The sequence below is a fragment of the Mesorhizobium sp. B2-3-10 genome (genome assembly GCF_006442275.1).
In the GTDB taxonomy this organism is placed as follows: Bacteria; Pseudomonadota; Alphaproteobacteria; order Rhizobiales; family Rhizobiaceae; genus Mesorhizobium; species Mesorhizobium australicum.
Genome location: NZ_VFVT01000003.1, coordinates 366833 through 388908, shown reverse-complemented (window position 1 = coordinate 388908; position 22076 = coordinate 366833). Strand labels below are relative to the sequence as shown.

Annotated in this window: 24 protein-coding genes and 1 tRNA gene; 12 read left to right on the top strand and 13 right to left on the bottom strand. The window is 63.1% G+C overall.

Annotated elements, in window-relative coordinates:
* Nucleotides 1-25: 25 nt before the first annotated feature.
* The 5 genes from FJ943_RS11540 to FJ943_RS11520 all read left to right on the top strand — a co-directional run bounded on the left by FJ943_RS11540 (nt 26) and on the right by FJ943_RS11520 (nt 3681).
* The gene (locus FJ943_RS11540; protein WP_015316003.1) at nt 26-550 is read left to right on the top strand and encodes an N-acetyltransferase; all 525 of its coding nucleotides are present in this window, start codon (nt 26-28) and stop codon (nt 548-550) included.
* Between the two features lie 84 nt (nt 551-634).
* Nucleotides 635-1396 (top strand): 3-hydroxyacyl-CoA dehydrogenase, encoded by a 762-nt coding sequence (locus FJ943_RS11535; RefSeq protein WP_140721587.1) that lies wholly within the window; start codon nt 635-637, stop codon nt 1394-1396.
* A gap of 111 nt (nt 1397-1507) precedes the next feature.
* Nucleotides 1508-2269: a HugZ family protein gene (locus tag FJ943_RS11530; protein ID WP_140721584.1), complete on the top strand. Its 762-nt coding sequence runs from the start codon at nt 1508-1510 to the stop codon at nt 2267-2269.
* Between the two features lie 171 nt (nt 2270-2440).
* The gene (locus tag FJ943_RS11525) at nt 2441-2785 is read left to right on the top strand and encodes a metalloregulator ArsR/SmtB family transcription factor (RefSeq protein WP_015316000.1); all 345 of its coding nucleotides are present in this window, start codon (nt 2441-2443) and stop codon (nt 2783-2785) included.
* Nucleotides 2786-2886: 101 nt separating this feature from the next.
* Entirely contained in the window at nt 2887-3681 is a 795-nt protein-coding gene (locus FJ943_RS11520) for an RNA methyltransferase (protein ID WP_140721581.1), read from the top strand.
* A 47-nt stretch (nt 3682-3728) separates the two neighbouring features.
* On the opposite strand, the gene FJ943_RS11515 is transcribed toward FJ943_RS11520, so the two are convergent.
* Both FJ943_RS11515 and FJ943_RS11510 read right to left on the bottom strand, forming a co-directional pair.
* Nucleotides 3729-4883: a hypothetical protein gene (locus FJ943_RS11515; protein WP_140721578.1), complete on the bottom strand. Its 1155-nt coding sequence runs from the start codon at nt 4881-4883 to the stop codon at nt 3729-3731.
* 156 nt (nt 4884-5039) lie between these two features.
* A complete protein-coding gene (locus FJ943_RS11510; RefSeq protein ID WP_224530344.1) occupies nt 5040-5576 on the bottom strand; it encodes an EipA family protein in 537 nt (178 codons plus the stop codon).
* Between the two features lie 385 nt (nt 5577-5961).
* On the opposite strand from FJ943_RS11510, the gene FJ943_RS11505 reads away from it, so the two are divergent.
* Both FJ943_RS11505 and FJ943_RS11500 read left to right on the top strand, forming a co-directional pair.
* Nucleotides 5962-6591 carry a histidine phosphotransferase family protein gene (locus FJ943_RS11505; protein WP_015315996.1) on the top strand — a complete coding sequence of 210 codons (630 nt, stop codon included), beginning with the start codon at nt 5962-5964 and terminating at the stop codon, nt 6589-6591.
* 247 nt (nt 6592-6838) lie between these two features.
* Nucleotides 6839-7207 (top strand): response regulator, encoded by a 369-nt coding sequence (locus FJ943_RS11500; RefSeq protein ID WP_015315995.1) that lies wholly within the window; start codon nt 6839-6841, stop codon nt 7205-7207.
* A 123-nt stretch (nt 7208-7330) separates the two neighbouring features.
* On the opposite strand, the gene ctrA is transcribed toward FJ943_RS11500, so the two are convergent.
* A complete protein-coding gene (gene ctrA, locus FJ943_RS11495; RefSeq protein WP_006203583.1) occupies nt 7331-8026 on the bottom strand; it encodes a cell cycle two-component system response regulator CtrA in 696 nt (231 codons plus the stop codon).
* 451 nt (nt 8027-8477) lie between these two features.
* Here ctrA and FJ943_RS11490 point away from each other — a divergent pair, with 451 nt between their 5' ends.
* Nucleotides 8478-8855: a flagellar export protein FliJ gene (locus tag FJ943_RS11490; RefSeq protein ID WP_140617636.1), complete on the top strand. Its 378-nt coding sequence runs from the start codon at nt 8478-8480 to the stop codon at nt 8853-8855.
* Nucleotides 8856-9170: 315 nt separating this feature from the next.
* A complete protein-coding gene (locus FJ943_RS29925; protein ID WP_246671857.1) occupies nt 9171-9368 on the top strand; it encodes a hypothetical protein in 198 nt (65 codons plus the stop codon).
* 177 nt (nt 9369-9545) lie between these two features.
* Here the strand turns inward: FJ943_RS29925 and FJ943_RS11475 are convergent, their stop codons facing one another.
* Nucleotides 9546-9821: a DUF1153 domain-containing protein gene (locus FJ943_RS11475; protein WP_006203587.1), complete on the bottom strand. Its 276-nt coding sequence runs from the start codon at nt 9819-9821 to the stop codon at nt 9546-9548.
* 283 nt (nt 9822-10104) lie between these two features.
* Between FJ943_RS11475 and mnmA the strand changes: the two genes are divergently transcribed.
* Entirely contained in the window at nt 10105-11295 is a 1191-nt protein-coding gene (gene mnmA, locus FJ943_RS11470) for a tRNA 2-thiouridine(34) synthase MnmA (protein WP_041163680.1), read from the top strand.
* A gap of 56 nt (nt 11296-11351) precedes the next feature.
* Here mnmA and FJ943_RS11465 read toward each other — a convergent pair whose 3' ends face one another.
* On the bottom strand, nt 11352-12317 hold the full coding sequence (locus tag FJ943_RS11465) for a Gfo/Idh/MocA family oxidoreductase (protein ID WP_015315992.1): 966 nt from the start codon (nt 12315-12317) through the stop codon (nt 11352-11354).
* Nucleotides 12318-12556: 239 nt separating this feature from the next.
* On the opposite strand from FJ943_RS11465, the gene FJ943_RS11460 reads away from it, so the two are divergent.
* Nucleotides 12557-12633, top strand: a tRNA-Met gene (locus tag FJ943_RS11460).
* A 271-nt stretch (nt 12634-12904) separates the two neighbouring features.
* Here the strand turns inward: FJ943_RS11460 and fghA are convergent.
* The 8 genes from fghA to FJ943_RS11420 all read right to left on the bottom strand — a co-directional run bounded on the left by fghA (nt 12905) and on the right by FJ943_RS11420 (nt 21530).
* On the bottom strand, nt 12905-13738 hold the full coding sequence (gene fghA, locus FJ943_RS11455) for an S-formylglutathione hydrolase (protein ID WP_140721575.1): 834 nt from the start codon (nt 13736-13738) through the stop codon (nt 12905-12907).
* A 239-nt stretch (nt 13739-13977) separates the two neighbouring features.
* A complete protein-coding gene (locus FJ943_RS11450; protein WP_140721573.1) occupies nt 13978-14724 on the bottom strand; it encodes an SDR family NAD(P)-dependent oxidoreductase in 747 nt (248 codons plus the stop codon).
* A gap of 38 nt (nt 14725-14762) precedes the next feature.
* Nucleotides 14763-15941 carry an alanine--glyoxylate aminotransferase family protein gene (locus FJ943_RS11445; RefSeq protein ID WP_140721570.1) on the bottom strand — a complete coding sequence of 393 codons (1179 nt, stop codon included), beginning with the start codon at nt 15939-15941 and terminating at the stop codon, nt 14763-14765.
* A gap of 26 nt (nt 15942-15967) precedes the next feature.
* Nucleotides 15968-16774, bottom strand: a complete 807-nt coding sequence (locus FJ943_RS11440; protein ID WP_023770377.1) for a 4-pyridoxolactonase — start codon at nt 16772-16774, stop codon at nt 15968-15970.
* A gap of 47 nt (nt 16775-16821) precedes the next feature.
* On the bottom strand, nt 16822-17757 hold the full coding sequence (locus FJ943_RS11435; RefSeq protein WP_140617631.1) for an ABC transporter permease: 936 nt from the start codon (nt 17755-17757) through the stop codon (nt 16822-16824).
* A gap of 3 nt (nt 17758-17760) precedes the next feature.
* Nucleotides 17761-18858 carry an ABC transporter permease gene (locus FJ943_RS11430; protein ID WP_140721567.1) on the bottom strand — a complete coding sequence of 366 codons (1098 nt, stop codon included), beginning with the start codon at nt 18856-18858 and terminating at the stop codon, nt 17761-17763.
* Nucleotides 18855-20423 (bottom strand): ABC transporter ATP-binding protein, encoded by a 1569-nt coding sequence (locus tag FJ943_RS11425; protein ID WP_140721564.1) that lies wholly within the window; start codon nt 20421-20423, stop codon nt 18855-18857. The genes FJ943_RS11430 and FJ943_RS11425 overlap by 4 nt, the downstream gene beginning before the upstream one ends.
* 78 nt (nt 20424-20501) lie before the next feature.
* Nucleotides 20502-21530 carry a BMP family protein gene (locus tag FJ943_RS11420; protein ID WP_140721561.1) on the bottom strand — a complete coding sequence of 343 codons (1029 nt, stop codon included), beginning with the start codon at nt 21528-21530 and terminating at the stop codon, nt 20502-20504.
* Between the two features lie 97 nt (nt 21531-21627).
* Between FJ943_RS11420 and FJ943_RS11415 the strand changes: the two genes are divergently transcribed.
* Nucleotides 21628-22053 carry a hypothetical protein gene (locus FJ943_RS11415; RefSeq protein WP_140721559.1) on the top strand — a complete coding sequence of 142 codons (426 nt, stop codon included), beginning with the start codon at nt 21628-21630 and terminating at the stop codon, nt 22051-22053.
* The last annotated feature ends 23 nt before the right edge of the window (nt 22054-22076 follow it).

Here is a 22076-nt window from a genome sequence, read left to right as displayed (position 1 = left end):
CCTCCTCTACCGGAACGCAAAGACCATGAGCCTTGCCGACGTGAAATACCTGCCGGAAACTCCGGCGCATGACCCTCAAATCGAAGCCATTAACGACGAGGCCTTCGGCCCCGGCCGTTTCGTGCTGGCCGCCTACAAGATCCGCGAGGCCGGCGGCCACGAGCGCGCCCTGTCCTTTGTCGCGGTCGACGGCGACCTCGTCGTCGCCTCGGTGCGCATGACCCGCATAGCGGCGGGGGCCGGCCGGGCGCTGATGCTTGGGCCACTCGCGGTACGGCCGGCCTTCAAGAACCTCGGCATCGGCCGCCGGCTGGTAGCGATCGCGCTGGAGGCGGCCGCCAAGGCTGGCGCGCCGGCCGTCATCCTGGTTGGCGACGAACCTTATTACGGGCCGCTCGGCTTCAAGCGCATCCCCCGTGGTCAGATTTCGATGCCTAGGCCTGTCGACCTCGACCGCCTTTTGTCGCACGAGATCACGCCCGGCGCGGTTGCCAGGCTTTCCGGCGAGGTCGGTCACGCCAGCCAGGCCAGGGCCGCCGAGCACGTCTAGGCGATGGCTTGACCCGGCCCTTCAATCCGGGCCTGATCCGTCCCTGTTTGATAGCAAGCCCATTCTCACGGGAAGGATGACGCCATGAATCCCAGCGGCCAGATAGCAATCGTGACCGGCGGCGGCTCCGGCCTTGGCGAGGCAACCGCTCGTGCGCTTGCCGCCAAGGGAGCCAACGTTGCCATCTTCGATGTCGGCATCGAGCGCGCGGCCAAGGTCGCGGCCGAGATCGGCGGCATCGCCGTCCAGTGCGACGTCGCGAGTGCCGACAGTGCCGTCGCCGCCCTGGCCGAGGCTGCCGCCAAGCTGGGCGAGCCGCGCATCCTGGTCAATTGCGCCGGCATCGCCATCGGCGTGAAGACGATCGGCAAGGATGGACCGCATCCGCTCGACCAGTACCGCAGGGTGATCGAGGTCAATCTGATCGGCACGTTCAACATGATCCGCCTGGTCGCCGACCGCGCCGCGAAACTCGAGCCGCTGCGGGGCGGCGAGCGCGGCGTCATCGTCAACACCGCTTCGGTCGCCGCCTATGACGGCCAGATCGGCCAGGCGGCCTATTCGGCTTCGAAGGGCGGCGTCGTCGGCATGACGCTGCCGGTGGCGCGCGATCTCGCCCGATCCGGCATTCGGGTCTGCACCATCGCGCCCGGCATCTTCAAGACGCCGATGATGGCCGCCATGCCGCAGGAGGTGCAGGATTCGCTGGGCGCCGCCGTGCCTTTCCCGTCGCGCCTCGGCGAACCATCCGAATATGCCGCGCTTGCCCTGCACATCGTCGAAAACCAGATGCTGAACGGCGAGACCATCCGCCTCGACGGCGCCATCCGCATGGCGCCGAAGTAAGGCGTGTCGCCCCAAGCTGCGAAGCGGTTTGCGCGGGCACCTCCCCTTGCCAAGTCCGGCATCATCGGCTGACAAGTGGAATAGGAAATCAACTTGGCAGGGCGAGAAACCTTGGACGATCGAAAGAAGGATGTGATCCGCGAGACCGACGCCGAGGCGATCCGCCTGGCGAAAACGCTTCTGCGCAGTGCCCGTTTCGGCGCCCTGGCGGTGCTGGAACCGGGGACCGGGGCGCCGCTGGCGAGCCGGGTCGGCGTCGCCACCGACATTGACGGCGCACCGCTCATCCTGGTGTCGATGCTCGCGGCGCACACGTCGGCCCTGCTTGCCGATCCGCGCTGTTCCCTTCTGCTCGGGGAGCCCGGCAAAGGCGATCCGCTGGCGCATCCGCGGCTGACGCTGGCCTGCCAGGCCTCGCGGCTGGAGCGCGGCTCGCAGGCCCAAGCTCGCGCCGCGCGCCGCTATCTCAACCGCAATCCCAAGGCGAGCCTCTATGCCGGGCTCGGCGACTTCTCAATCTTTCGCCTCGAGCCGCAGCGCGCCAGTCTCAACGGCGGCTTCGGCAAGGCCTATCTGCTCGACCGGGCCGATCTGGTCACCGCCGGGCCGATTGTCGAAGAGCTCGCGGCGAGCGAACAGTCAGCCGTCGAGCACATGAATGCGGACCATCTCGACGCGATCGCCAACTACGCCCATCATTTTGCCAAGGCGCCAGGTGCTGGCTGGAGCATCGCCGGGCTGGACGCCGATGGCATGGATCTGGTGTCCGGGGACGATGTTTGCCGGGTATTCTTCCCACAACCACTGGCGACTGCGCAGGAATTGCGTCCCGTTCTGGTTGAAATGGCGAGGGCCGCCAAGGCGGCATCCTAGGCGCAAAGCGAGATTAAATTGCATTTGATCAAAAGCAACGCTTGAGATTTGAAAGAAATGTTCTAGGCTTTAGGTGTGGTGCTGACTCGTCGGCACCTTCACACGTGAATTTATGGATTCAGGCGCCATTGCCCCCATGGCGCCTCGATGAGCAAACAGCATGGGGCATCAATGGTCTCGACAAAGCTAATCGCCAACGCCGAATCAGCTGCCGAATTTCTGATGCTGATGGGCAACGAAAAACGGCTGTTGATCATGAGCTATCTGATCGACGGCGAAATGTCGGTCGGCGCCATCGCCGAAAAGGTGATGCTTAGCCAATCCGCCCTCTCGCAGCATTTGGCCAAGTTGCGGGCGCTGGACCTCGTGGACACCCGCCGCGATCGCCAGATGATCTACTATTCCTGCAAATCCGATGCCGTGCGCGAACTGCTCGCCATGCTGGAAGGCATTTTCGGCGGCGGCAAGGAGGATCTGTCCCAAATGGCGCAGAGGTTGCGCCGCGCCGGGACTTGACCGGAAGCTGCCGCGGTCGTTTACCTCGCTGACGATTTCCGGAGCGTGGTTGGTGTGTCTTTCCCGGCGCACGGACCGCGCTTTCGATTGTTGAGCGGGACATGGACCCAATTCGCATCGACGATCCACGCGATCCGCGCGTCGCAGCCTATCTCGATATTCGCGAGCGCGATCTGGCGGGCCGGCAAGGCCGCTTCGTCGCCGAGGGCAAAGTGGTGCTCGACCTGCTTTTGTCGTCGAGGCGCTTCACCGCCGAATCCATCCTGATCCTGGAAAACCGGCTTGGCGGCCTGGAGGAGGTGCTGCGCAAGGCGCAAGCGGACCTGCCGGTCTACGTCGTCGCCAGCGGGGTGATGGACGCGATTGCCGGATTCCACATGCACCGCGGCATCCTGGCCATTGGGCGCAAGGAGACGCCGCATCCCGCCGGGTCATTGCTGGATGCCTTGCCCGCTCAAGCCCTGATCGTCGTGCCTGTCGGCATCGCCAACCATGACAATATGGGTTCGATCTTCCGCAACGCCGCCGCTTTCGGCGCCGATGCGGTGCTGATGGACGGGACATGCTGCGATCCGCTGTACCGCAAGGCGATCCGGGTTTCGGTCGGCGCCGCGCTCAAGATCCCTTTTGCGTCCTTCACCGACACCGCGGGCTTCACCGCGGAGCTCGACCGCCGGGGCTATGACCAGTTCGCATTGTCACCGCGCGGCCGGATCGACATACGCGATGCACGGCGCGGCGAGCGGCTGGCACTCTATCTCGGCACCGAGGGCGAAGGCCTGCCCGAAAGCCTGCTTGCCCGCCTGCAAACCGTGCGGATCACCATGTCGAAGGGCTTCGACAGCTTGAACGTCGCTGCCGCCTCGGCCATTGCCCTGCATCATTTCTCGCGCTGACGATCATGTGAGCCAGGACACGGCGAAAGCGTCAGCCCTGCACGGCGTCAGTTGGCTTCTGCTTTCTGCAAGGCGCGCACGCGATCGGCGAGGCTGCGGTCGTTGCCGGCAGAGCGATTGTCCTGCGGCGCGGCGAGCGCCTTGGCGATTGGTGAATCGGGGCCTTCGAGCTTGGCCGTCAGGTGGACCACCTCCGCCGCCAGCTCATTCATCTGCTCGCGCAGCGCGGCACCATTGCCGTTCGTCAAACCCGACGATGCCGCGGCGCCGAGATCCGCCTTGAGGCGCTTGTTCTCGCGCGCCAGGGCCGTCAGCCTGGCCTCCAGCCGTTCGCGGTCGCCGTCAAGCTTGGCAATCGCCCGGTCCAAATCGTCGCGCTTGCCGGCCTCCTCGTGCCGGGCCGGCTCATCTGGCTTGCCGACCAGCCGCAGGGCCGGTGCGCCGTCCTCGGTTTTCGATTTTTCCCGCAACCGCGCCAATTCCTTTTCCCGCCGATCAAGCTTGTCCTCACGGTCGGCGAGCGTTGCGAGCAGCCGCTGGACCTTCTTGTCGAGTTCAGCGGCCCTTTTCTTCTCGGCCTTCAGGGCATCGCGCGCGGCCTTGCTTTCGGCTACGATCTCCTGGCTGCGCCGATCCGCTTCCTTGCGCTGGCCGCGCAGCAGCACGATATCGCTGGCAAGCTTCTGCAATTCGGATTCGCGGGCCACGAGTTCGATCTGGCGGCTGCTGGAGGCAAAACTGGCGTCGTCATACATGTGCTCCAGCTTCTCGAGATCGAGCGCCCGCCTTTCCAGCTTTCGTTCGGTTTCCTTGAGCCGCTCCGAAAGCTGATGCAGTTCCTCTTCGCGCTGTCGAAGCGCTTCGTTCTTGGCGCCGAGTTCGGCGAGCGCGTGGTCCTTGTCCGTGCGCTCGACCGCCAGCGCCTTCAGCGCCTCGCGGCCGCGATTGATCTCGACGAGTTGTTCGGCCGCCTTCTCGCGCAGCGTCTTGACCTTGATTTCGAGGCGCCGCGTCGTCATGGCGTATTCGGCCCGGATCCGGTCCTTGTCGGCCTGGATCTCGGCTTGCGTCAGCGGAATGGAGGCCTCGATGCGCCTGCGGGTCAGTGCGACGGCACGCCGCCAGACGGCGGGAGCCACCATCAGCGCCAGAAAGCCGGCACAGAGAAAGCCGAGGGCAAAGAACAGGACCGACTGAACCAAAGGACTACCCGTTATCGACGACAACTTGGAAGGCTGGACCGTGCCATCTTGGCATGGCGGAAATCCGGCACCGCGGCAAGGGCTTGCCGCGGCCCATTCGGGTCGTCGGTTGAGGAATCCGGTCGAACCGTCCGTGATTCGCTCATATCGGCCGGATCAGAACGGATTCCAGGTCGCCCGCTCGGTCAGTTTCAGGTAGCCCAGATTGACGCCGAGCCGGGCGCCGACGCCGGTACGGATCGGCACCAGCAGCACATTGTTGTTCTTCAGCACGTTGAAGCCGACACCCGCCACCACATAGGCCGAACCGGCGACGCCGCCATAGCGATTGTAGAGGTTGCCGACATCGTCGAGATTGTAGACCAGCATCATCACGCGTGACCCCTCGCCGCCGAAATCCCAGCCCAGCGACGGGCCTTGCCAGAACACTTTGTGATCGCCGGCATTCTTGGTGTAGAGCGTGCCTTCGCCATAGGTCAGGCCGCCGATCAGCGCACCGGATCCCTCCTCCCCAAGCAGGTAGCCATTGGGCAGACCGTAGGAGGCGAAAATCTTCTCCACGACGGTGGCCAACCCGCCCGACGTCGCGCCGAAGAACTTGTGGCCGGAATCGACAATCTCCTGAGCGGTGTACTCCTGCGCCCGCAGGGGCGATGTCGAGAAGACGAGAACGCCCATGAGCGCGATCGCCATTGAGAGGACACGGAGAAAACTCCGGTCATAGATTCGGGAAAACATGCTTCCAATCTCCGTCATGAAGCACTTTCGCCGACGCCTCGCATCCGTACAGCTCTTTAGGCGGCCGTTAAGGATGACTGTTAGGGGCAAACTATGCCGTAATCCTTTTTCAACCATTAAACTCCCACATGAAGATGGCGGTTCGAAGGCTCTTGGCCGCTCGAGGGGACACGGAGCCTGCGTGAACGCGCCATATGCCATGACGGCAATTTTGGATTTGTTGCTGCACGCACGGGCGCTGTGTATTCAGAAAGCCTTGGGTTGAAGCGTGATTCGTGTGGGCAGGCGCGAAGATCGATCGCTCGGCCGTCAAATGGAAGATTTTGCAGGGATTTCGCCGATGGCCGATCTGTTCACCCTTACCGCTCCCGACCTGGCGGCACTTTTATGCAGCCGCGTCTGCCACGACATCATCTCGCCGGTCGGCGCGATCAACAACGGGCTTGAACTGCTCGACGAGGGCGGCGCCGACGAAGACGCCATGCGGCTCATCCGTCAGAGTGCAAAAAACGCTTCGGCGCGTTTGCAGTTCGCCCGCATCGCCTTTGGCGCGGCCGGCTCGGCGGGCATGATGATCGACACCGGAGATGCCGAGGCCGTCGCCATCGCCTTCCTCAAGAACGAAAAGCCGGAATTGGTCTGGAATGGAACCCGTGCGCTGCTGCCCAAGAACAAGGTCAAGCTGCTGCTCAACCTGCTGCTGGTCGCCAACGCCGCCATTCCGCGCGGCGGCAAGCTGGTCGTGACGCTCGAGAATCTCGAAACCGAGCCGCGTTTTTCGCTTTCGGCAAGCGGGCCGATGCTGCGTGTCCCGCCGAAATTCCTCGAACTGCACTCCGGCCACAAGCCGGAAGAGCCGATCGACGCGCATTCGGTGCAACCTTATTACACGCTGCTGTTGGCCCGCGAGGCCAACATGACGATTTCGATTCACGCGACGCCTGAAGAAATCGTCCTCTCAGTGGCCTGAAAGTCGGCGCCGGCAGCGCGACCAAACGAAGTATTTCAGTCTGAAATATTTCATTGACGCCACAATCGCGGCGCGATGATCTTTGCCCGCTCGTCGACACCGAAGCATCCGCAAGGAAAAACCCGCCGAACGGTTTCTTTGCAAAAATTTTACCTAACGGCTTTTCGGCTTCTTTACCAGATCGGTCTAGGCTGCGCCGTAGATGCCCCGCACGACCGGATCGCCCAAGGGCAAAGAGGACGCGGAAATGAAACGCTGCATGTTCGTCGACGATTCAAGCGTCATCAGGAAGGTTGCAAAACGCATCCTGGGCGGTTCCGACATGATGGTCATCGAGGCGGCCAGCGGGCTTGACGCACTGGAGATGTGCGCCGCCGACATGCCCGACATCATCGTCATCGACGGCGCCTTGCCGGATATGCAGGCGGTCGACCTCATCCGGCGCGTGCGCGCCATGGAAAGCCCGATCCGGCCGCAGATCCTGATCTCGCTGGTCGAACTCGATATCGCGTCGATCATGCGAGCCAAGCGCGCCGGCGCCCAGGGCTATCTGTTGAAGCCCTTCAATCGCCCGCAACTGCTCGAACGTTTTCGCGCCTTGAAAATCGCTGCCTGAACGGAAGCTGTTCCAGGCAAACCGCGCGGTGGTCTGTCGTGTCGCACAAAAACAAATAATTGCTCCACAATGCAAAAAAACCCGGCCAAGCCGGGTTTTTTAGAAGTGCGTTGCCGACTGCGCTCAGGCGCTGACGCGGATATCTTCCGGTTCGCGCAGCACATAGCCGCGGCCCCAGACAGTCTCAATGTAGTTCTGGCCCCCGGACGCGGCGTCGAGCTTCTTGCGCAGCTTGCAGATGAAGACGTCGATGATCTTCAATTCCGGCTCGTCCATGCCGCCATAGAGGTGGTTGAGGAACATTTCCTTGGTGAGCGTGGTGCCCTTGCGCAGCGAGAGCAGCTCCAGCATCTGGTATTCCTTGCCGGTGAGGTGCACGCGCTGGCCGCCGACTTCGACGGTCTTGGCGTCGAGGTTGACCACCAGGTCACCGGTGGTGATGACCGACTGGGCGTGTCCCTTCGAGCGGCGCACGATGGCGTGGATGCGCGCCACCAGCTCGTCCTTGTGGAACGGCTTGGTCATGTAGTCGTCGGCGCCGAAGCCGAGGCCGCGTACCTTGTCCTCGATGCCGGCCATGCCGGAGAGGATGAGGATGGGCGTCTTTACCTTGGAGAGGCGAAGCGTTCTCAAGACCTCGTAGCCGGACATGTCCGGCAGGTTGAGATCGAGAAGGATGATGTCGTAGTCGTAGAGCTTGCCCAGATCGACACCCTCTTCGCCGAGGTCTGTCGTATAGACGTTGAAACTTTCCGATTTCAGCATCAGCTCGATGCTTTGTGCGGTTGCACTGTCATCTTCTATCAGCAGAACACGCATTTCATTCCCCTTTTCTGCCGCCGGACCATTTCACGACCCGTCCTGTCCCGGAGCAGTGGTTGCCTTGTGCAGAGGCTGCCATCGAATGGTTAACAAAACCTAATTTCCCGTCCAATACGGTATCAGATTTTTTAACCCCTTTCTACACCCTCTTGAATCTAATAACGAATCACAGACCAAAATTCCTAATGCAGCACATTAATAACCCGGACTAAGTGACTCCAGGGACTCATCGACGCGGCTTCGCTTCGGCGGCCGGAATTTTTACCCGGCCTTAAGCCCTGACCCGTATGATTAACAATGCCCGTAAACGAATGGTTACCGTCGGCAAAAAACTTTAGGGTTTTGTTTCCCATAGTGCGGGGAAAGCCGGTGGATACGGGCAGCGCTTGGACCTTTCCAGGTGGTTTGGACGATATGTGCGGGTGTGCGTTTCCGGGAGTACCGAATCATGAAGTCACGTGAAAACCTCGTTCGGCTGAAGCAATTTCAGGTGAATGAGAAGCGGCGCCAGCTGCTGCAGCTCGACATGATGATCGCCGAGTTCGAGCGCATGGCCGTCGAATTGGAGCTTCAGATCACCGCCGAGGAAAAGAAAGCCGGCATCACAGATATCAATCATTTCGCCTATCCGACCTTCGCCAAGGCGGCGCGCCTGCGCCGCGACAATCTCAGGAACTCACAAGGCGACCTCGCCCAGCAGCGAAGCGCCGCCGAATCATTACTCGGCGAAGCTGAAGCGGAGCTTTCCAAGGCTGAGATGCTGGAATCGCGCGATACCAAGGTTCGCGAGACCGAAACTGGCGGCCGCAGCGCCATGATCGGCTGAGTCGGCCGACATCGGCGCTATTTGGCGCACAAGCGCGCGCCCTGTCAGGCGACAGCTCGAACCGGCAACAGCAAGCCGCCGCGGAAGCGCTGCTGGCACGCAAGACCTACGCCGCCCAATCCTCCTTTTTGGCGCTGGCCCTCGCCCGGGCATCCCTAATATCAGGCCAGGTCGTGGGCGAGTTCGGTCAGTTCATATTCGACGCGTGGCAAGCGCGCCATTGTGCAGCCGGCCTTTGCGCAGCGCGCAGACCACCAGACCGAGCCATTTGCTGGCCAATAGACCGTTACTCTCCAAGCAGGAGAGATTTAATGGGTGCCATTACCCCAAAATTCAGTTGGCGGACCCGACGTTCTTGTCACCGCTGAATTGCCCGATCCCACGCCGCAGGCCGGCGGCGTGCTGGCGTCACTGCTCAACGTCAACGACGCCGCGCGCGCCGACGCCAGTTCGCGCGATATCAGGGTCGAGCGCATGTCGGTGGTGCCGGACCGCGAGGGCTCGCCGGCTTGATCGACGCGCAAAAGCCTGCCGTCCATGTGGCCAGGACTTTTCCGCTCGACCAGGCGGGAGCCGTCCACGCCTTTCTCGCAACCAAGCCGATCGGCAAGGTAGCGCTGACGGTCTGAGCGGCGACACTGAAAGCAAAGGGCGCGGCATGCCGCGCCCTTTGCTTGTGGTGAGACCGGCCTAGTGCCGGTACTGCTGGATACGCGTGGTGCGCAGCCCGGCAAGGCCATATTCGTCGATCGACGCTTGCCAGGACAGGAATTCCTCCGTGGTCAGCTTGTAGCGCTGGCATGCCTCTTCAAGGCTCAAAAGCCCGCCGCGCACTGCTGCAACAACCTCCGCCTTGCGCCGGATAACCCAGCGACGCGTGTTCGTCGGCGGCAGATCGGCAATCGTGAGAGGGCTGCCGTCAGGCCCGATAACATATTTGACTCTAGGTCTAACCAGATCGGTCATCGTACTCTCTACAAAAAACTCAAAGACCCAATCCCCGCCACGTTACCGCCACAGCTTTAAAAATTGCCTAAGCAGACCCTAATGACTAGGTAAGGATCGTGAACGCCGCGTTAGTCTTTTAGCGGGCATTTGAAATATACGGCCGGAAGCGCCGTTTGAGCCGGGAGAAATGTGCCCGTTCGCAGCGTCCGCCACCCCGGGGTCTTCCTGCAAGCTGGCGCCGCATGAAAGCTTGACCTATATTCTCGACATTGGCATTGAGCTGCCGCGAAATGAAAGCACCATGAACAGTCTCGACCTTCCCACACGTCCCGAAGAGACCCGCGTCGTCGTCGCCATGTCGGGCGGCGTCGATTCATCAGTGGTCGCCGGCTTGTTGAAGCGCGAGGGCTACGATGTCGTCGGCGTCACCTTGCAGCTCTATGATCATGGTGCGGCAACGCATCGGGCCGGCTCATGCTGCGCCGGCCAGGACATCGACGATGCCCGTCGCGTTTCCGAGACGCTGGGTATTCCCCATTATGTGCTCGATTACGAGGAGCGGTTCCGCAAGGCGGTTATCGATCCGTTCGCCGAGAGCTACGTCGCCGGCGAAACCCCCATTCCTTGCGTTTCCTGCAACCAGACGGTCAAGTTCGCCGATCTCCTGGCCACGGCCAAGGATCTCGGCGCCGACGCGCTGGCCACCGGCCACTACATCCGCTCCGGCGCCAATGGCGCTCACCGGGCGCTTTACCGGCCGGTCGATGCCGACCGCGACCAGAGCTACTTCCTGTTCGCCACCACGCAGGCGCAGATCGACTACCTGCGCTTTCCGCTCGGCGGCCTGTCGAAGCCCCAGGTTCGCGCCATCGCCGAGGAGATGGGGCTGACGGTGGCCGCCAAGCAGGACAGCCAGGACATCTGCTTCGTGCCGCAAGGCAAATATTCCGACATCATCGCCAAGCTGAAGCCGACTGCCGCCAACCCAGGCGACATCGTTCATATCGACGGCCGTGTGCTCGGTCGCCACGAGGGCATTCTGCGCTACACGATCGGCCAGCGCCGTGGCATCGGCATCGCGTCCGGCGAGCCGCTCTATGTCGTCCATCTCGACGCCGAGCGCGCCCGTGTCGTGGTCGGCCCGCGCGAGGCGTTGGAGACGCACAAGATCTATCTGCGCAACATGAACTGGCTGGGAGACGGAGGCCTCGCCGATGTGCCCGCCGGCGGCATCGAGCTGTTCGCCAAGGTGCGCTCGACCAGGCCGCCACGGCCGGCCGTGCTGCGTCACGAGGCAGGTGTGGCCTCGGTCGAACTGGCCGACGGTGAATCCGGCATCGCGCCTGGACAGGCCTGCGTGCTCTATTCCGACGACGGCAACGAGGCCCGTGTCTTCGGCGGCGGCTTCATCGTGCGCTCCGAGCGCGGCGCCGAAGCCGAAGCGATGCTGAGCCGGCTGGCCGCGAAGCCGGCGCAAGTTCCCGCCGAGTAGCTCTCCCCTGGCCATCGTACCAGGAGTGCGACGTACCAGTACGACGTAGCCTTCCTTCAGGCCGTGGATTTGGTGTGGGTGACGGTGCCGGCCGTCAGGATGCGCAGCACCCTGATCGCTTCCTCGCCGCTGGTGCGTGGTTCGGCGCGCGTTTCGATGCAGTGGATGAAGTGCTCCAGTTCGCGCGTCAGCGGCATGCCCTGGGCAACCGCGACATAGGACGGCTCATTGGTGGTGAATGCCCACTGGCCGCTGTCCTGCCACACGGCGTGGCGGTAGACCGCAAGCTTGCGCTCCCATGGCTCGACATCGTCGAACACCGCCATCGCCTTGGTTCCGACCACGGTCAGCCGCCGCTCGCGATAAGGGTTGAGCCGCGATGTGAAAAGATGGCTGCGCAGTCCGTTGGGAAAGCGCATGTGCAGATGCGCGAAATCGCTGAGATTGTCGAGGAGTGCCGCTCCCTCGCCGCGCACCTCGATCGGCTCGGTGCCGGTGATGGCCAAGATCATCGACAGATCGTGCGGCGCCAGGTCCCATAGCGCATCGTTCTCGGTATGGAACTTGCCGAGCCCCAGCCGGTGCGAATGGATGTAGCGGACCTCGCCGAGCTCGCCCTTGTCGATCAGCCCTTTCAACGTCTCGAAGGCGGGATGGAAACGCAGGACATGGCCGACCATGAACACGCGGCTATTGTCCTTGGCCGCCTGCACCGAGCGCTCGGCATCGGCCACCGTCAGCGCGATCGGCTTTTCCACCAGCACGTCCTTGCCGTTCTCGACGGCGCGCACGGCAAGATCGGCATGGAACTGCGGCGGCAAGGCCATGATGATGGCGTCGATGTCATCGCGGACGAACAGTTGGTCCGGCTCGATCGCCAGGCAGTCCTGTTCGCTGGCGAAACCTTCGGCGCGAGCCCGATTGGTGTCGGAAACCGCGTGCAATGCGCCGAGCGCCTTGAGGGTGCGGATGTGGTTGGAGCCCCAGTATCCGCAACCGAGGACTGCAATGCGCGGCTTCATCTGTTTCAAACTCTAAAAACTCGTGGCCGAGACATAGCGACGTGCCCCGTCGAACTCAACCCCGGCGGCACCAACCAGCTGTTCGTGCGGCAAAGCTTTTTCCCCATCGAGAATAGCCCTGATATCGAATGCATCGAAGCTTGACAGGCTCGCCCTCCCAACCTTATATCCGCGCGACCTTGGCGAACGCCTCGAAATGCCTTTCGATTTAAGGCGGATTTCGGGCCTGTCGCCGCCCTGGCGGGGTAGCTCAGTTGGTTAGAGCACGGGAATCATAATCCTGGGGTCGGGGGTTCAAGTCCCTCTCCCGCTACCAATTTCTAGAATAATTTCAGATACTAATGGGCTCCGGCGCCCGAGAACCTTGGCTCGGTTTTGCTATACACGCAGCCATACCCGTTTGAGCGCGTAACGATCGAGTTCGCGGCCGATTTCCGCGCCGCCGCGTCAGCATCAGCGTGCTCAGGCTCTTGCCCTGCGGATCCTGCGCCAGCGACATAGCCGAAGGCGCGGCCGACACCGCCTATGGGATTGCCTTGCCGGACCCGAACCCGATCCTCACGGAGTGAGTGCCCCCTGGCGTGCTCCTACTTGGCCAGGCGCGCGGCGTGCCACTTCAAATGGTCGTCCATGAAGGTCGAGATGAAATGATAGGAGTGATCGTAGCCTTCCTGCATGCGCAAGGTGAGCGCGATGCCGGACTTCTTGCAGGCGTCTTCGAGAAGCCATGGCCGCAGGCCGTCCTTGAGGAAGCCATCGGCGGTGCCCTGATCGACCAGGAATTCGCCGAAGCGGTGCCCGTCTTCGATCAGCGCTGTTGTATCGTAGGCGCGCCAGGATTTCTCGTCCTTGCCGAGATATTTTTCCAGAGCCGGCCGCGACCAGTCTGCCGTCATCGGCTGAACGATCGGTGCGAACGCCGAGCAACTTCTGAAGTGCTCGGAGTTCTTCAGCGCGATGGTCAGCGCGCCATGCCCGCCCATGGAGTGGCCAAAAATCGACTGGCGCTCCATATCGGCGGGGAACTGGCTGGCGATCAGGGCCGGCAGCTCGTCGACGATATAGGAGTGCATCCGGTAGTTCCTGGCGAAGGGCTGCTGCGTCGCGTCGAGATAGAAGCCGGCGCCCGAGCCGAACTGCCAATTATCCTTTTCGTCGGCCACACCCTCGCCGCGTGGGCTTGTGTCGGGGCAGACCACGATCAGGCCGAGCTCGGCCGCCAGACGCCGGTATTCGCCCTTGTCCATGACATTGGCATGAGTGCAGGTGAGGCCCGACAGATACCAGAGCACCGGCAGTGGCCCCTTGGCCTGCGGCGGCACGAAGACGGCAAAGGTCATGTCGCAGGCGCAGGCTTCGGAAGCGTGTGAATAAACACCTTGCACGCCGCCATGCGACTTGGACGTGGAAACGACTTTCATCAGCTCTGCCTTCTCGTCAAGAAATCCCGGCCCGGCATAGCGGCCGGATGCATCGCTCGCAACCGCGAGCCGCTAATAAGTCCCGGCGGCGTTATCGAGGTGCACCCCGATAATGCCGCCGGTAGACGCCAGGCTTTGCGAACACGCTGACCTAGCCGGGAGGCTGGAGGCCAGCGAAAAGCCAGACGTTTCGATGGCCGGCGATCGGGCCGGCAGGGCGCCGGACTTGACGATTGCCCTTAGTGCCTGATCATCCCGGCGTCGACATTCAGCGTCTGGCCGGTGATCCAGCGGGCGTCCTCGCTGGCCAGGAACGACACGACATCGGCGATATGTTCGGGCTGGCCCTTGCCCTTCATCGCCTGCAGCATCTCGACGAAGCCGAACGCCTCGTTGTGCGGGCTCGCCTTGACGCCATCGCTCTCGATCAGGCCGGGCGTCACCGCATTGGCCGTGATGTTATACTTGCCAAGCTCGGTGGCCAGCGCCCGGGTGAAGCCAATGACGCCGCCCTTGGCCGCGACATAGGCCGCCATGTTCGGCGTGCCGGCGAAGAAGGTGTTGGAGGCGATGCTGATCACCCGTCCGGCCTTGCCCGCCGCCCGCATCTGGTCGGTCGCCGCGCGGGTGACGATGAAGGTCCCCGTCAGGTTGACGTCGATGATCTTGCGCCAATGGTCGAGGTCGACATCGTCCCAGGCGACGAACGGCACGATGCTGGCATTGTTGACCAGGATATCGACGCCGCCAGCGAGCGCCTGTATTTCGTCAAACAGCGCCTTGACCGAGGCCGGATCGGCAATATCGGCTGCAATCGCCTTCGCCTTGCCGCCGATTTCGGCGGCCGCGGCGTTGGCGCCCTCGGCATTGATGTCGCTGACGATGACGGTCGCGCCGTCGGCCGCCAGCCGCGCCGCGATCGCCTTGCCGATGCCCTGTGCCGCCCCCGTCACCAGCGCCGTCTTTCCCGCGAGCCGTTCAGTCATGAAATTTCTCCCTCGATGCGCAGTCTGTTGATGTCTGTTCAGGCGTCGGCGTCGATCACCGCCAGCGCCGCGTCGATGCCCTTGCCGACCGCAAGCTTCTGGCCAGCCGCGTTCATGGCGCCGCCAAGCGCCGTCAGCGCCGCGATCGCATAGATCGGCTGTGCCGTCGGGCCCATATGGCCGATGCGTGTAAGCTTCCCCAAAGTTTCGCCGCGACCCGACGAAAACACCACGCCGTAGCGGGCGCGTGCTGCCTGGCGAAGTGCTTTCTCGTCGACACCGTCGGGTGTGCGAACGGCCGTGGTGCTCGGCGAGGCGATTGCATCGCTGGCGGCCCAGATCGACAGGCCCATGGCGACGACGCCGGCCCGCATGGCCTTGGCCGTCAGTGCATGGCGCGCCCAAACCGCTTCCGGTCCCTCGTTGAGATAGAGATCGAGCGCCACATCCAGGCCGTTCACTTCGGCCACCGAGGGCGTGAAGGGGAATGGCTTGTCGCGAGACCAGGCGTTCTCCCAGTCGACGATGCTCAGCATCGAGGCCCGGGGCGCCGCCTTGTTGGCCTTCATCTTGGCCCAGGCGCGGTCGCTGACCCCCATGATCGTAAGCGCTGGCGGCGCGCCAAGACATTTGCCCGGGCCGGTCACATAGATGTCAGCCTTGCAGTCCTCCGGATGCGTCTTCATGCCACCGAAAGACGAGACGGCATCGACGATCAGGTAGCCGCCATGCGCCGACACCAGCGCGCCGATGGCATCGATCGGGTTGATGGTGCCCGACGGCGTGTCGTGATGGCAGACGGAGACGACAGTGATTTCCGGATGCGCCTTCAGCATGGCGGCAACCGCCTGCGGGTCGATCGCCTCATTGTAGGGCACTTCGATTTCGAGGAGATGCGGTGAATAGCGCTTCGCCCAATAGCCGAACCCCTTGCCGTAGACGCCCGAGGCAAGGTTGAGCACGACGTCGTCCGATGTGATCAGCGACGCCGCCGCCGCCTCGAGACCCAGCACCGGCTCTCCGTGCAGGATGACTGGCTTGTTGGAAAGCCGCATCGCTTTTTGAGCCTTGTCGACGACCTTCTCGTAGAAGAGCTGGAAGGCCGGGTCATAGTCGTAGAGCACGGTGCGGCCGAGGCCCCGCAGCACCTCGGCATAGGCATTGACTGGCCCCGCCGTCAGCGTGAGGACCGGATCCGCGTGATCTGGATAGCGCATGGTCTTGGTCTCCGGATTGGCGGCGATCAGCCGTAGAACTGTGTGCCGGTTTTGTAGGTCTTGAAGTTGTCCATGTCGTGCGAGTACATCAGCTCGGCGCCGTGATCCTCGGCAAGTTTCTTCACCCTGCGCATTGAATTGACGCCCGCGACCGGGTCGATATGGAAGGCCGCCTGGCAAAGCGTTTCCAGGCTCTTCTGCGTGTAGGCGGCGTCGATCGTGAACATGATCGGCTTGCGCTTGGGAAACTCGACCAGAAGGCTGTAATGGCCGATCGAGTGGCCGGGGGTGGAGATCAGCCTGACCCCTTTGGCAAGCTCGACGTCACCGTCTATCCCCTCGAAAGTCGAGTTGGCGCGCGTCGTGCCTTCCAGCAGCTGGGCGGTCGCGCCGCGCGCTTCGGCGGCCTCGGCCGAGAAGCTCAGGTCCGAATAACCGAGATGTTCGAAAGGCTGCGGATTGCACGCCTGCGGCACCTCCGAACGGTGGCAGATCTTCTTGGCATGCGGAAAATACTTGTTGCCGCCGCAATGGTCGAAATGGAAGTGCGAGTTGACGACGACGTCGATGTCCTTCGGCTCCAGCCCGAGCAGCGCCAGCGCGCCGGGAATGGTCTGGTGCTTTTCCTGGATCGGCTTCTCGAAGGGCAGCACCTTCATGACGTGGTCGTAGTCATAGCCGGTATCGATGAGGAAGCGGCCCTCGGCATGCTCGATCAGGATCGAATAGACGGGGAAGCGCACTTCGCCGCCTGGGCCACGGTTCCAGAACACATGATAGCCGTCGAGGACAAGTGAGCCGCCGTCGAGCAGGTAGACCTTGGTATCCGACATTGTTGCCTCCTTTTCCGGCGCGGGTTCCATCCGCGCGTCTGGTTTTCTCAGCGCGCCCCGCGCTCGTATGGAATGCCCAGTGCCGCCGGCAGGCTGGCCCGCCGCCCGAACAGCACCAGCATGATCATCACCGCCAGGAACGGCAGCATCTGGATGACATCGGTCGGTATGTTGATGCCCGCCACCTGCATGGCCGTCGTCAGCGACAGGCACACGCCGAACAAAAGAGCCCCAAACAGCACCCAGATCGGCCGTCCCCGCGCCAGCATGGCCAGCACGATGCCGAGAAAGCCGGCGCCATTGGTGATGAACGGAATGAACAGGCCCGCTCCGACATTAGCGAGATAGGCACCGCCAAGCCCTGCCAGCGCGCCGGTCGTCAGCACCGCGATGGTACGGGTCCTGATGACGTCGATGCCGGCGACATCGAGCGCGGCCGGCTTGTCGCCCGCTGCCTGCAGGTTGAGGCCGAGCTGCGTGCGGCGGTAGAGGTGGCTCATGGCGAACACCAGGGCGACCGCCAGATAGACGATCAAGTGATGCCTGAAGAAGGCCGGGCCGATCACCGGAATGTCCGACAGCAGCGGAATGACGGTTGCGTCCGCCGCCGGCAGGCGGGGATAGCTGCGCGAAAACTGGAAATGATGGAGCAGCGCCGTCAGGCCTTCGAGACCAAGCGTCAGCGCGATGCCGATGACGATCTGGTTCAGCCCGATGCGCACGCAAAGCAGCGCCATGATCAGCGCCACCGCGACGCCGCCCGCAGCGCCGGTGAGAAAGCCTAGCCACAGCGATCCCGAATAGAACGCGCCGACGAAGCCGAGATAAGCGCCGGCCAGCATCATGCCCTCGATGCCGATGTTGAGCACGCCGGCCTTTTCCGACATCTGCTCGCCGAGCCCGGCAAGCAGCAGCGGAATGGCGGCGGTGACGGCGCCAAACAGCAATGCGCTGAGAAAGACTTCGCTGAAGAGCCCGGTCATGCCCTACGCCTTTCTCGACTGATGATAACGGTGGTCGACATATTCGGCCAAGGCGAGCACGATCAGCACGATGGAGACCAGCACCAGCGTGAAGTGATTGGGCACGCCAAGCCGCCGCGCCGCGCTCTCGCCGCCGATTGACAATACGGAGAGCAGGAACACGAAGCCGATCGCGGCAAAGCCGTTCATGCGGGCGAGAAACACGGCCGGAATGACCGCCAGCCCATAGGCTGGATTCCAGTCGGCGCGAACATTGCCTTGCACGCCGATGATGTCGACAGCGCCGGCAAGGCCGGCGAGCCCGGCGGAAATGGCAAAGACGGCAATCGTCAGGCCGGGCACGCCCAGCCCCGCATGAACCGCGGCGCGCGGATTGGCGCCGACGATCCTCAGTTTCAGCCCGAATGCCGTACGCGTCATCACCAGATGCACGATGATGATTACCGCCAGGCCGAGCAGCAGGCCACTGGTGATGGTGGTTTCGAACAGGCGCGGCAGCCGGTCTTCCACCGGCAGCGTGCGGGTCTGCGGCACGGTCGTGCCGGGATCGCGAAACACCAGCTTGACCAGCACGTTGGCGAGCGACGTGCCGAGGAACGTCATCATCAGCGTGGTGATGATCTCGTTGACACCCTGATAGGCGCGCAGCAGCGCCGGCACCAGCGACCAGATCATGGCCACCACCATTGCGATCAGGAACGCGCAGAACAACGCCAGCCAGGCTGGCATGACCTGCACCAGCACGGGAGCGCTGGCCGCCGCCGTGACGGCGCCGAGCAGGAACTGGCCGTCGCCGCCGAGGTTCCACATGCCGGCGCGAAAGGCAACGATCAGGCCGGCGGCGAGAAACAGCAGTGGAGCCATGCGCGTCAGCGTCTGCTGGATGCCGAGCGGCGAGAAGAGGCCCTTCTCCAGCACGTAGCCATAGTAAGCGAGCGGGTCGACGCCGACGGCAAGCAGGATGCAGCCGGCGATGACGAGAGCGGCAAGGATCGGCCCAAGCGTCATCAGCAGCCGGTGCACTAAGTCTCGCCGCGTGGCGGCGGCGCTCGTGGCATCGAGTGCGGTGGCGCCGGCGGTGGGTGCGGTGTCGATGCTCATGCGGCAAGTCCGATCATCAGGCGACCGACCCTGGTCCGGGCGTCGTCGGCATTCGCCACGGTGCCGACCAGCACGCCGTTGGCGATGACGGCGATGCGGTCGCACATGCTGAGCAGTTCCTCGAGGTCGGTGGAGATCAAGAGTACGGCGAGGCCGCGTGCCGCCGTGTCGCGGATGCGCTGGCGCGAGGCCAGCGTGTTGGCGAGATCGAGCCCGTAGGTCGGCTTGTTGAAGATCACCACCTTGGCGCCTTCGGCCAATTCCCGCGCCAGCAGCACCTTCTGGATGTTGCCGCCGGAGAGCCGGGCAACGGGCGTCTTCAAGCTTGGCGTACGCACATCGTATTCGCGCACCAGCTCGGCGGCACGCCTGTCGATCTCGGCGCGCTGCTCGACGCCGCCGCGCCAGAAGGGCGCCGCCCCGACTTGCTTGAGGAAGAAGTTGATGGAGACCGGGAACGTGCCGACGGTGCCCTCGCCCAGCCGGTCGTCGGTCAGGTAGCGAAGACCGCGGTAGCGGCGTTCGCCGACGCTCAGCGCCTCGATGGCGGTGCCCTCCAGCCGAACCGAGCCGCTGGTCGCCGCCCGTTGACCGGCCAAGGCCTCCGCCAGCTGTTTCTGGCCGTTGCCATCGATACCAGCGATGCCGAGTATCTCGCCCGGGCGGATGTCGAAGGAGATCGACGACAGGCCGGGTGCATTGTCGGTCGGCGCGACCGTCAGATCCGCGACCTGAAGCAGAGGCGCGGCATTGGCATCGACCGCGCGGGCCGGACGTTCGACCGCTTCGGGATCGTCCTCCTGCTTGCCGAACATCAACTCCACGATCTCGGAAATAATCTCCTGCTCGCCGAGTGCGCGAAACCGCTCGGGCGGGATCTCGCCCACCTTGCGGCCGAGCTTGAGAACCGAGATGCGGTCGCCGAAGGCGGCCGCCTCCTTGAGCTTGTGGGTGATGAAGACGATCGCCAATCCCTGTTCGACGAGGCGGCGCATCAGCGCGCCAAGTTCCTCAATGCCCTTCGGCGTCAGCATCGAGGTGGATTCGTCGAGGATCAGCAGCCGGCTGTTGCGCACCATGGCGCGCAGGATTTCGACTTGCTGCTGCTCACCGAGCGAAAGTTCCGAAACCTTGGCATGCAGTTTTACCGTGATGCCGAGGCTGCTGGTGATCTCGGCCACGCGGGCCGCAAGCTCTTCGGTCCTGGGACGCTGCCACCAGGGCCCGCCAAGAAGCAGGTTCTCGGCGACCGTCAGGGTGGGCACCAGCATCATGTGTTGGAACACCGTTCCGATGCCAAGCGCCAGCGCATGGCGCGGCGACGTGATCGGCGTCGGCTTGCCGTCGACAAGTATGCGCCCCTCGTCCGGCTGCTGCAGGCCCGACAGCATGCCGATCAAGGTGGATTTTCCCGCGCCGTTCTCGCCGAGCAGTACATGCACCTCGCCAGGATGGATCGACAGGTCGACGCTGTCGTTGGCGACGATGCCGGGAAAGCGTTTGGTCACGCCTTCGAGCGCGACGATGTCGCGGCTATCGACGGGCGATGAAGAAAGACTGCTCATGAAAGCCCAGCACTGGAAAACGGGAAATATCCGGAGGGGCGAACCGATCGCCCCTCCGGCAGCCGACTTCTGATCGCCTTACTGGGCGACGCTTGTCATCAGTGCCCTGACGGCGGCCGCGTCATAGACTGGCTCGACCTTGATCTTGCCGGAAATGACGTCCTCGCGCAGCGCCTGGATTTCGCTCCAGACGTTGTCGGGGATGGCGGCGGTCTTCAGCAACTGCACGGAATCGTCCTTGAGGCCGATCGAATAATGCTTGGTACCAAACGTGTCGGCCTTCAGGTCGGCGATCATCGCCGCGTAGACCGGTTCGATGTTCCACACCACCGACGACAGCAGGAAGCCCTTGTCGATTGGCGACTTGTCGCCGATGACGTCGATGAAATAGACCTTGCCGCCATCGGCGGCCTTTGTCGTCTCGACTGCCTGCAGCATGCCGAAGCTGGAGCCGTTGCCCTGGCCGAAAATGATGTCGGCGCCCGAGGCGATAACGCTTTCGGTGACGCGCTTGCCGCCGGCAGCGTCACTGTAGGCGGCCGGCCCGATCACCGCATAGGTGATCTTGACGTCCGGGTTCTCCGCCTTCACCCCTTGCGCGAACGCCGCCGATTGCGAGTTCCACGATGGCGGTTCACCGGAGACGACGATGCCGACCGACTTCGAGCGCGACATCTTGGCGGCGAGACGGCCGGCCAGATAGGCGCCCTGGTGGCCGCTCAGCGTGTAGTCGGCGACGAGGCCTTTCTCCAGCCCGTTCGGCGTATCGACGATCGCTACCGGAACCTTCAGTTCCTTGGCGATCTCGGGTGCCGAGGTGTTGTAGCCGCTGGCATGCGCGATCAGCAGGCTGGCGCCGTCGGACGCGAGCTCGCGCAGCGTCGGACGGACATCGCCATAGCCGAGGCCCTGGGCCACGACCACCTCGACGCCGGCTGCCTTGCCTGCTGCCTTGGCGGCGTCGATACCTTGCTGGTTCCAGCCATAGTCCGTGCCTTCTTCAGGCGTGAGGATGGCGATCGACTTGACTTCACCGGCAAGCGCGCCGCCCATCAAGATACCCGACAGTATTAATGCACTTACGCTGCCCTTCAGGATCTTTAACATGTTACCCTCTCTGTTTGATTTCCAATCATTATTTTATTGTTATTGCGCACAAGCGAGATAGACTGCCTGAGAAAGCTACCCATGGAGCTCAGGCAAAGTGAAAATCCGTTATGTCCTCCCCGTGATGTTGGCGTTCACATCGCTTGCTAACGCCGTTGAGTTGCACCATGTGATCGTCCGCAAGGGCACCGACGGGCTCGATATGGTGCCGTTGACGATTTCGAATGCCGGCAAGGAAGGTGTGTCCTGCAACGCCGACTTCGCCCACTGGTATTCAGAAGGGATCGCCACGATAGAGCCGGGCAAGAGCGCTCGCGTCGAACTCTGGTTCGATCCCAAGACCGGCACCTTCACCATCCTCAACGACAAGCGCGAAAACCTGCCGGTCGAGCGCCTGTGGTGTGGCCTCGCGGGTCGCGCATATGCCACGCGCGGGCAGATCGCGCTCGACCGAACCGACGCCGCCAAAGGCGAGCGCGAGGTGTCCTGCGGCATGGAGCAGGACAGCCTGGCATGCCGGTAGGCGCTCATTGATCGGTTTGTCCG

Coding starts and splice junctions, on each gene's coding strand:
- fghA (WP_140721575.1), bottom strand. CDS start 13,738: ATGAAAGTCGTTTCCACGTCCAAGTCGCATGGCGGCGTGCAAGGTGTT.
- FJ943_RS11505 (WP_015315996.1), top strand. CDS start 5,962: ATGGCCGATCTGTTCACCCTTACCGCTCCCGACCTGGCGGCACTTTTA.
- FJ943_RS11520 (WP_140721581.1), top strand. CDS start 2,887: ATGGACCCAATTCGCATCGACGATCCACGCGATCCGCGCGTCGCAGCC.
- FJ943_RS11465 (WP_015315992.1), bottom strand. CDS start 12,317: ATGAAGCCGCGCATTGCAGTCCTCGGTTGCGGATACTGGGGCTCCAAC.
- FJ943_RS11440 (WP_023770377.1), bottom strand. CDS start 16,774: ATGTCGGATACCAAGGTCTACCTGCTCGACGGCGGCTCACTTGTCCTC.
- FJ943_RS11425 (WP_140721564.1), bottom strand. CDS start 20,423: ATGAGCAGTCTTTCTTCATCGCCCGTCGATAGCCGCGACATCGTCGCG.
- FJ943_RS11540 (WP_015316003.1), top strand. CDS start 26: ATGAGCCTTGCCGACGTGAAATACCTGCCGGAAACTCCGGCGCATGAC.
- FJ943_RS11435 (WP_140617631.1), bottom strand. CDS start 17,757: ATGACCGGGCTCTTCAGCGAAGTCTTTCTCAGCGCATTGCTGTTTGGC.
- FJ943_RS11475 (WP_006203587.1), bottom strand. CDS start 9,821: ATGACCGATCTGGTTAGACCTAGAGTCAAATATGTTATCGGGCCTGAC.
- FJ943_RS11450 (WP_140721573.1), bottom strand. CDS start 14,724: ATGACTGAACGGCTCGCGGGAAAGACGGCGCTGGTGACGGGGGCGGCA.
- mnmA (WP_041163680.1), top strand. CDS start 10,105: ATGAACAGTCTCGACCTTCCCACACGTCCCGAAGAGACCCGCGTCGTC.
- FJ943_RS11430 (WP_140721567.1), bottom strand. CDS start 18,858: ATGAGCATCGACACCGCACCCACCGCCGGCGCCACCGCACTCGATGCC.
- FJ943_RS11490 (WP_140617636.1), top strand. CDS start 8,478: ATGAAGTCACGTGAAAACCTCGTTCGGCTGAAGCAATTTCAGGTGAAT.
- FJ943_RS11420 (WP_140721561.1), bottom strand. CDS start 21,530: ATGTTAAAGATCCTGAAGGGCAGCGTAAGTGCATTAATACTGTCGGGT.
- ctrA (WP_006203583.1), bottom strand. CDS start 8,026: ATGCGTGTTCTGCTGATAGAAGATGACAGTGCAACCGCACAAAGCATC.
- FJ943_RS11525 (WP_015316000.1), top strand. CDS start 2,441: ATGGTCTCGACAAAGCTAATCGCCAACGCCGAATCAGCTGCCGAATTT.
- FJ943_RS11510 (WP_224530344.1), bottom strand. CDS start 5,576: ATGGCGATCGCGCTCATGGGCGTTCTCGTCTTCTCGACATCGCCCCTG.
- FJ943_RS11535 (WP_140721587.1), top strand. CDS start 635: ATGAATCCCAGCGGCCAGATAGCAATCGTGACCGGCGGCGGCTCCGGC.
- FJ943_RS11445 (WP_140721570.1), bottom strand. CDS start 15,941: ATGCGCTATCCAGATCACGCGGATCCGGTCCTCACGCTGACGGCGGGG.
- FJ943_RS11500 (WP_015315995.1), top strand. CDS start 6,839: ATGAAACGCTGCATGTTCGTCGACGATTCAAGCGTCATCAGGAAGGTT.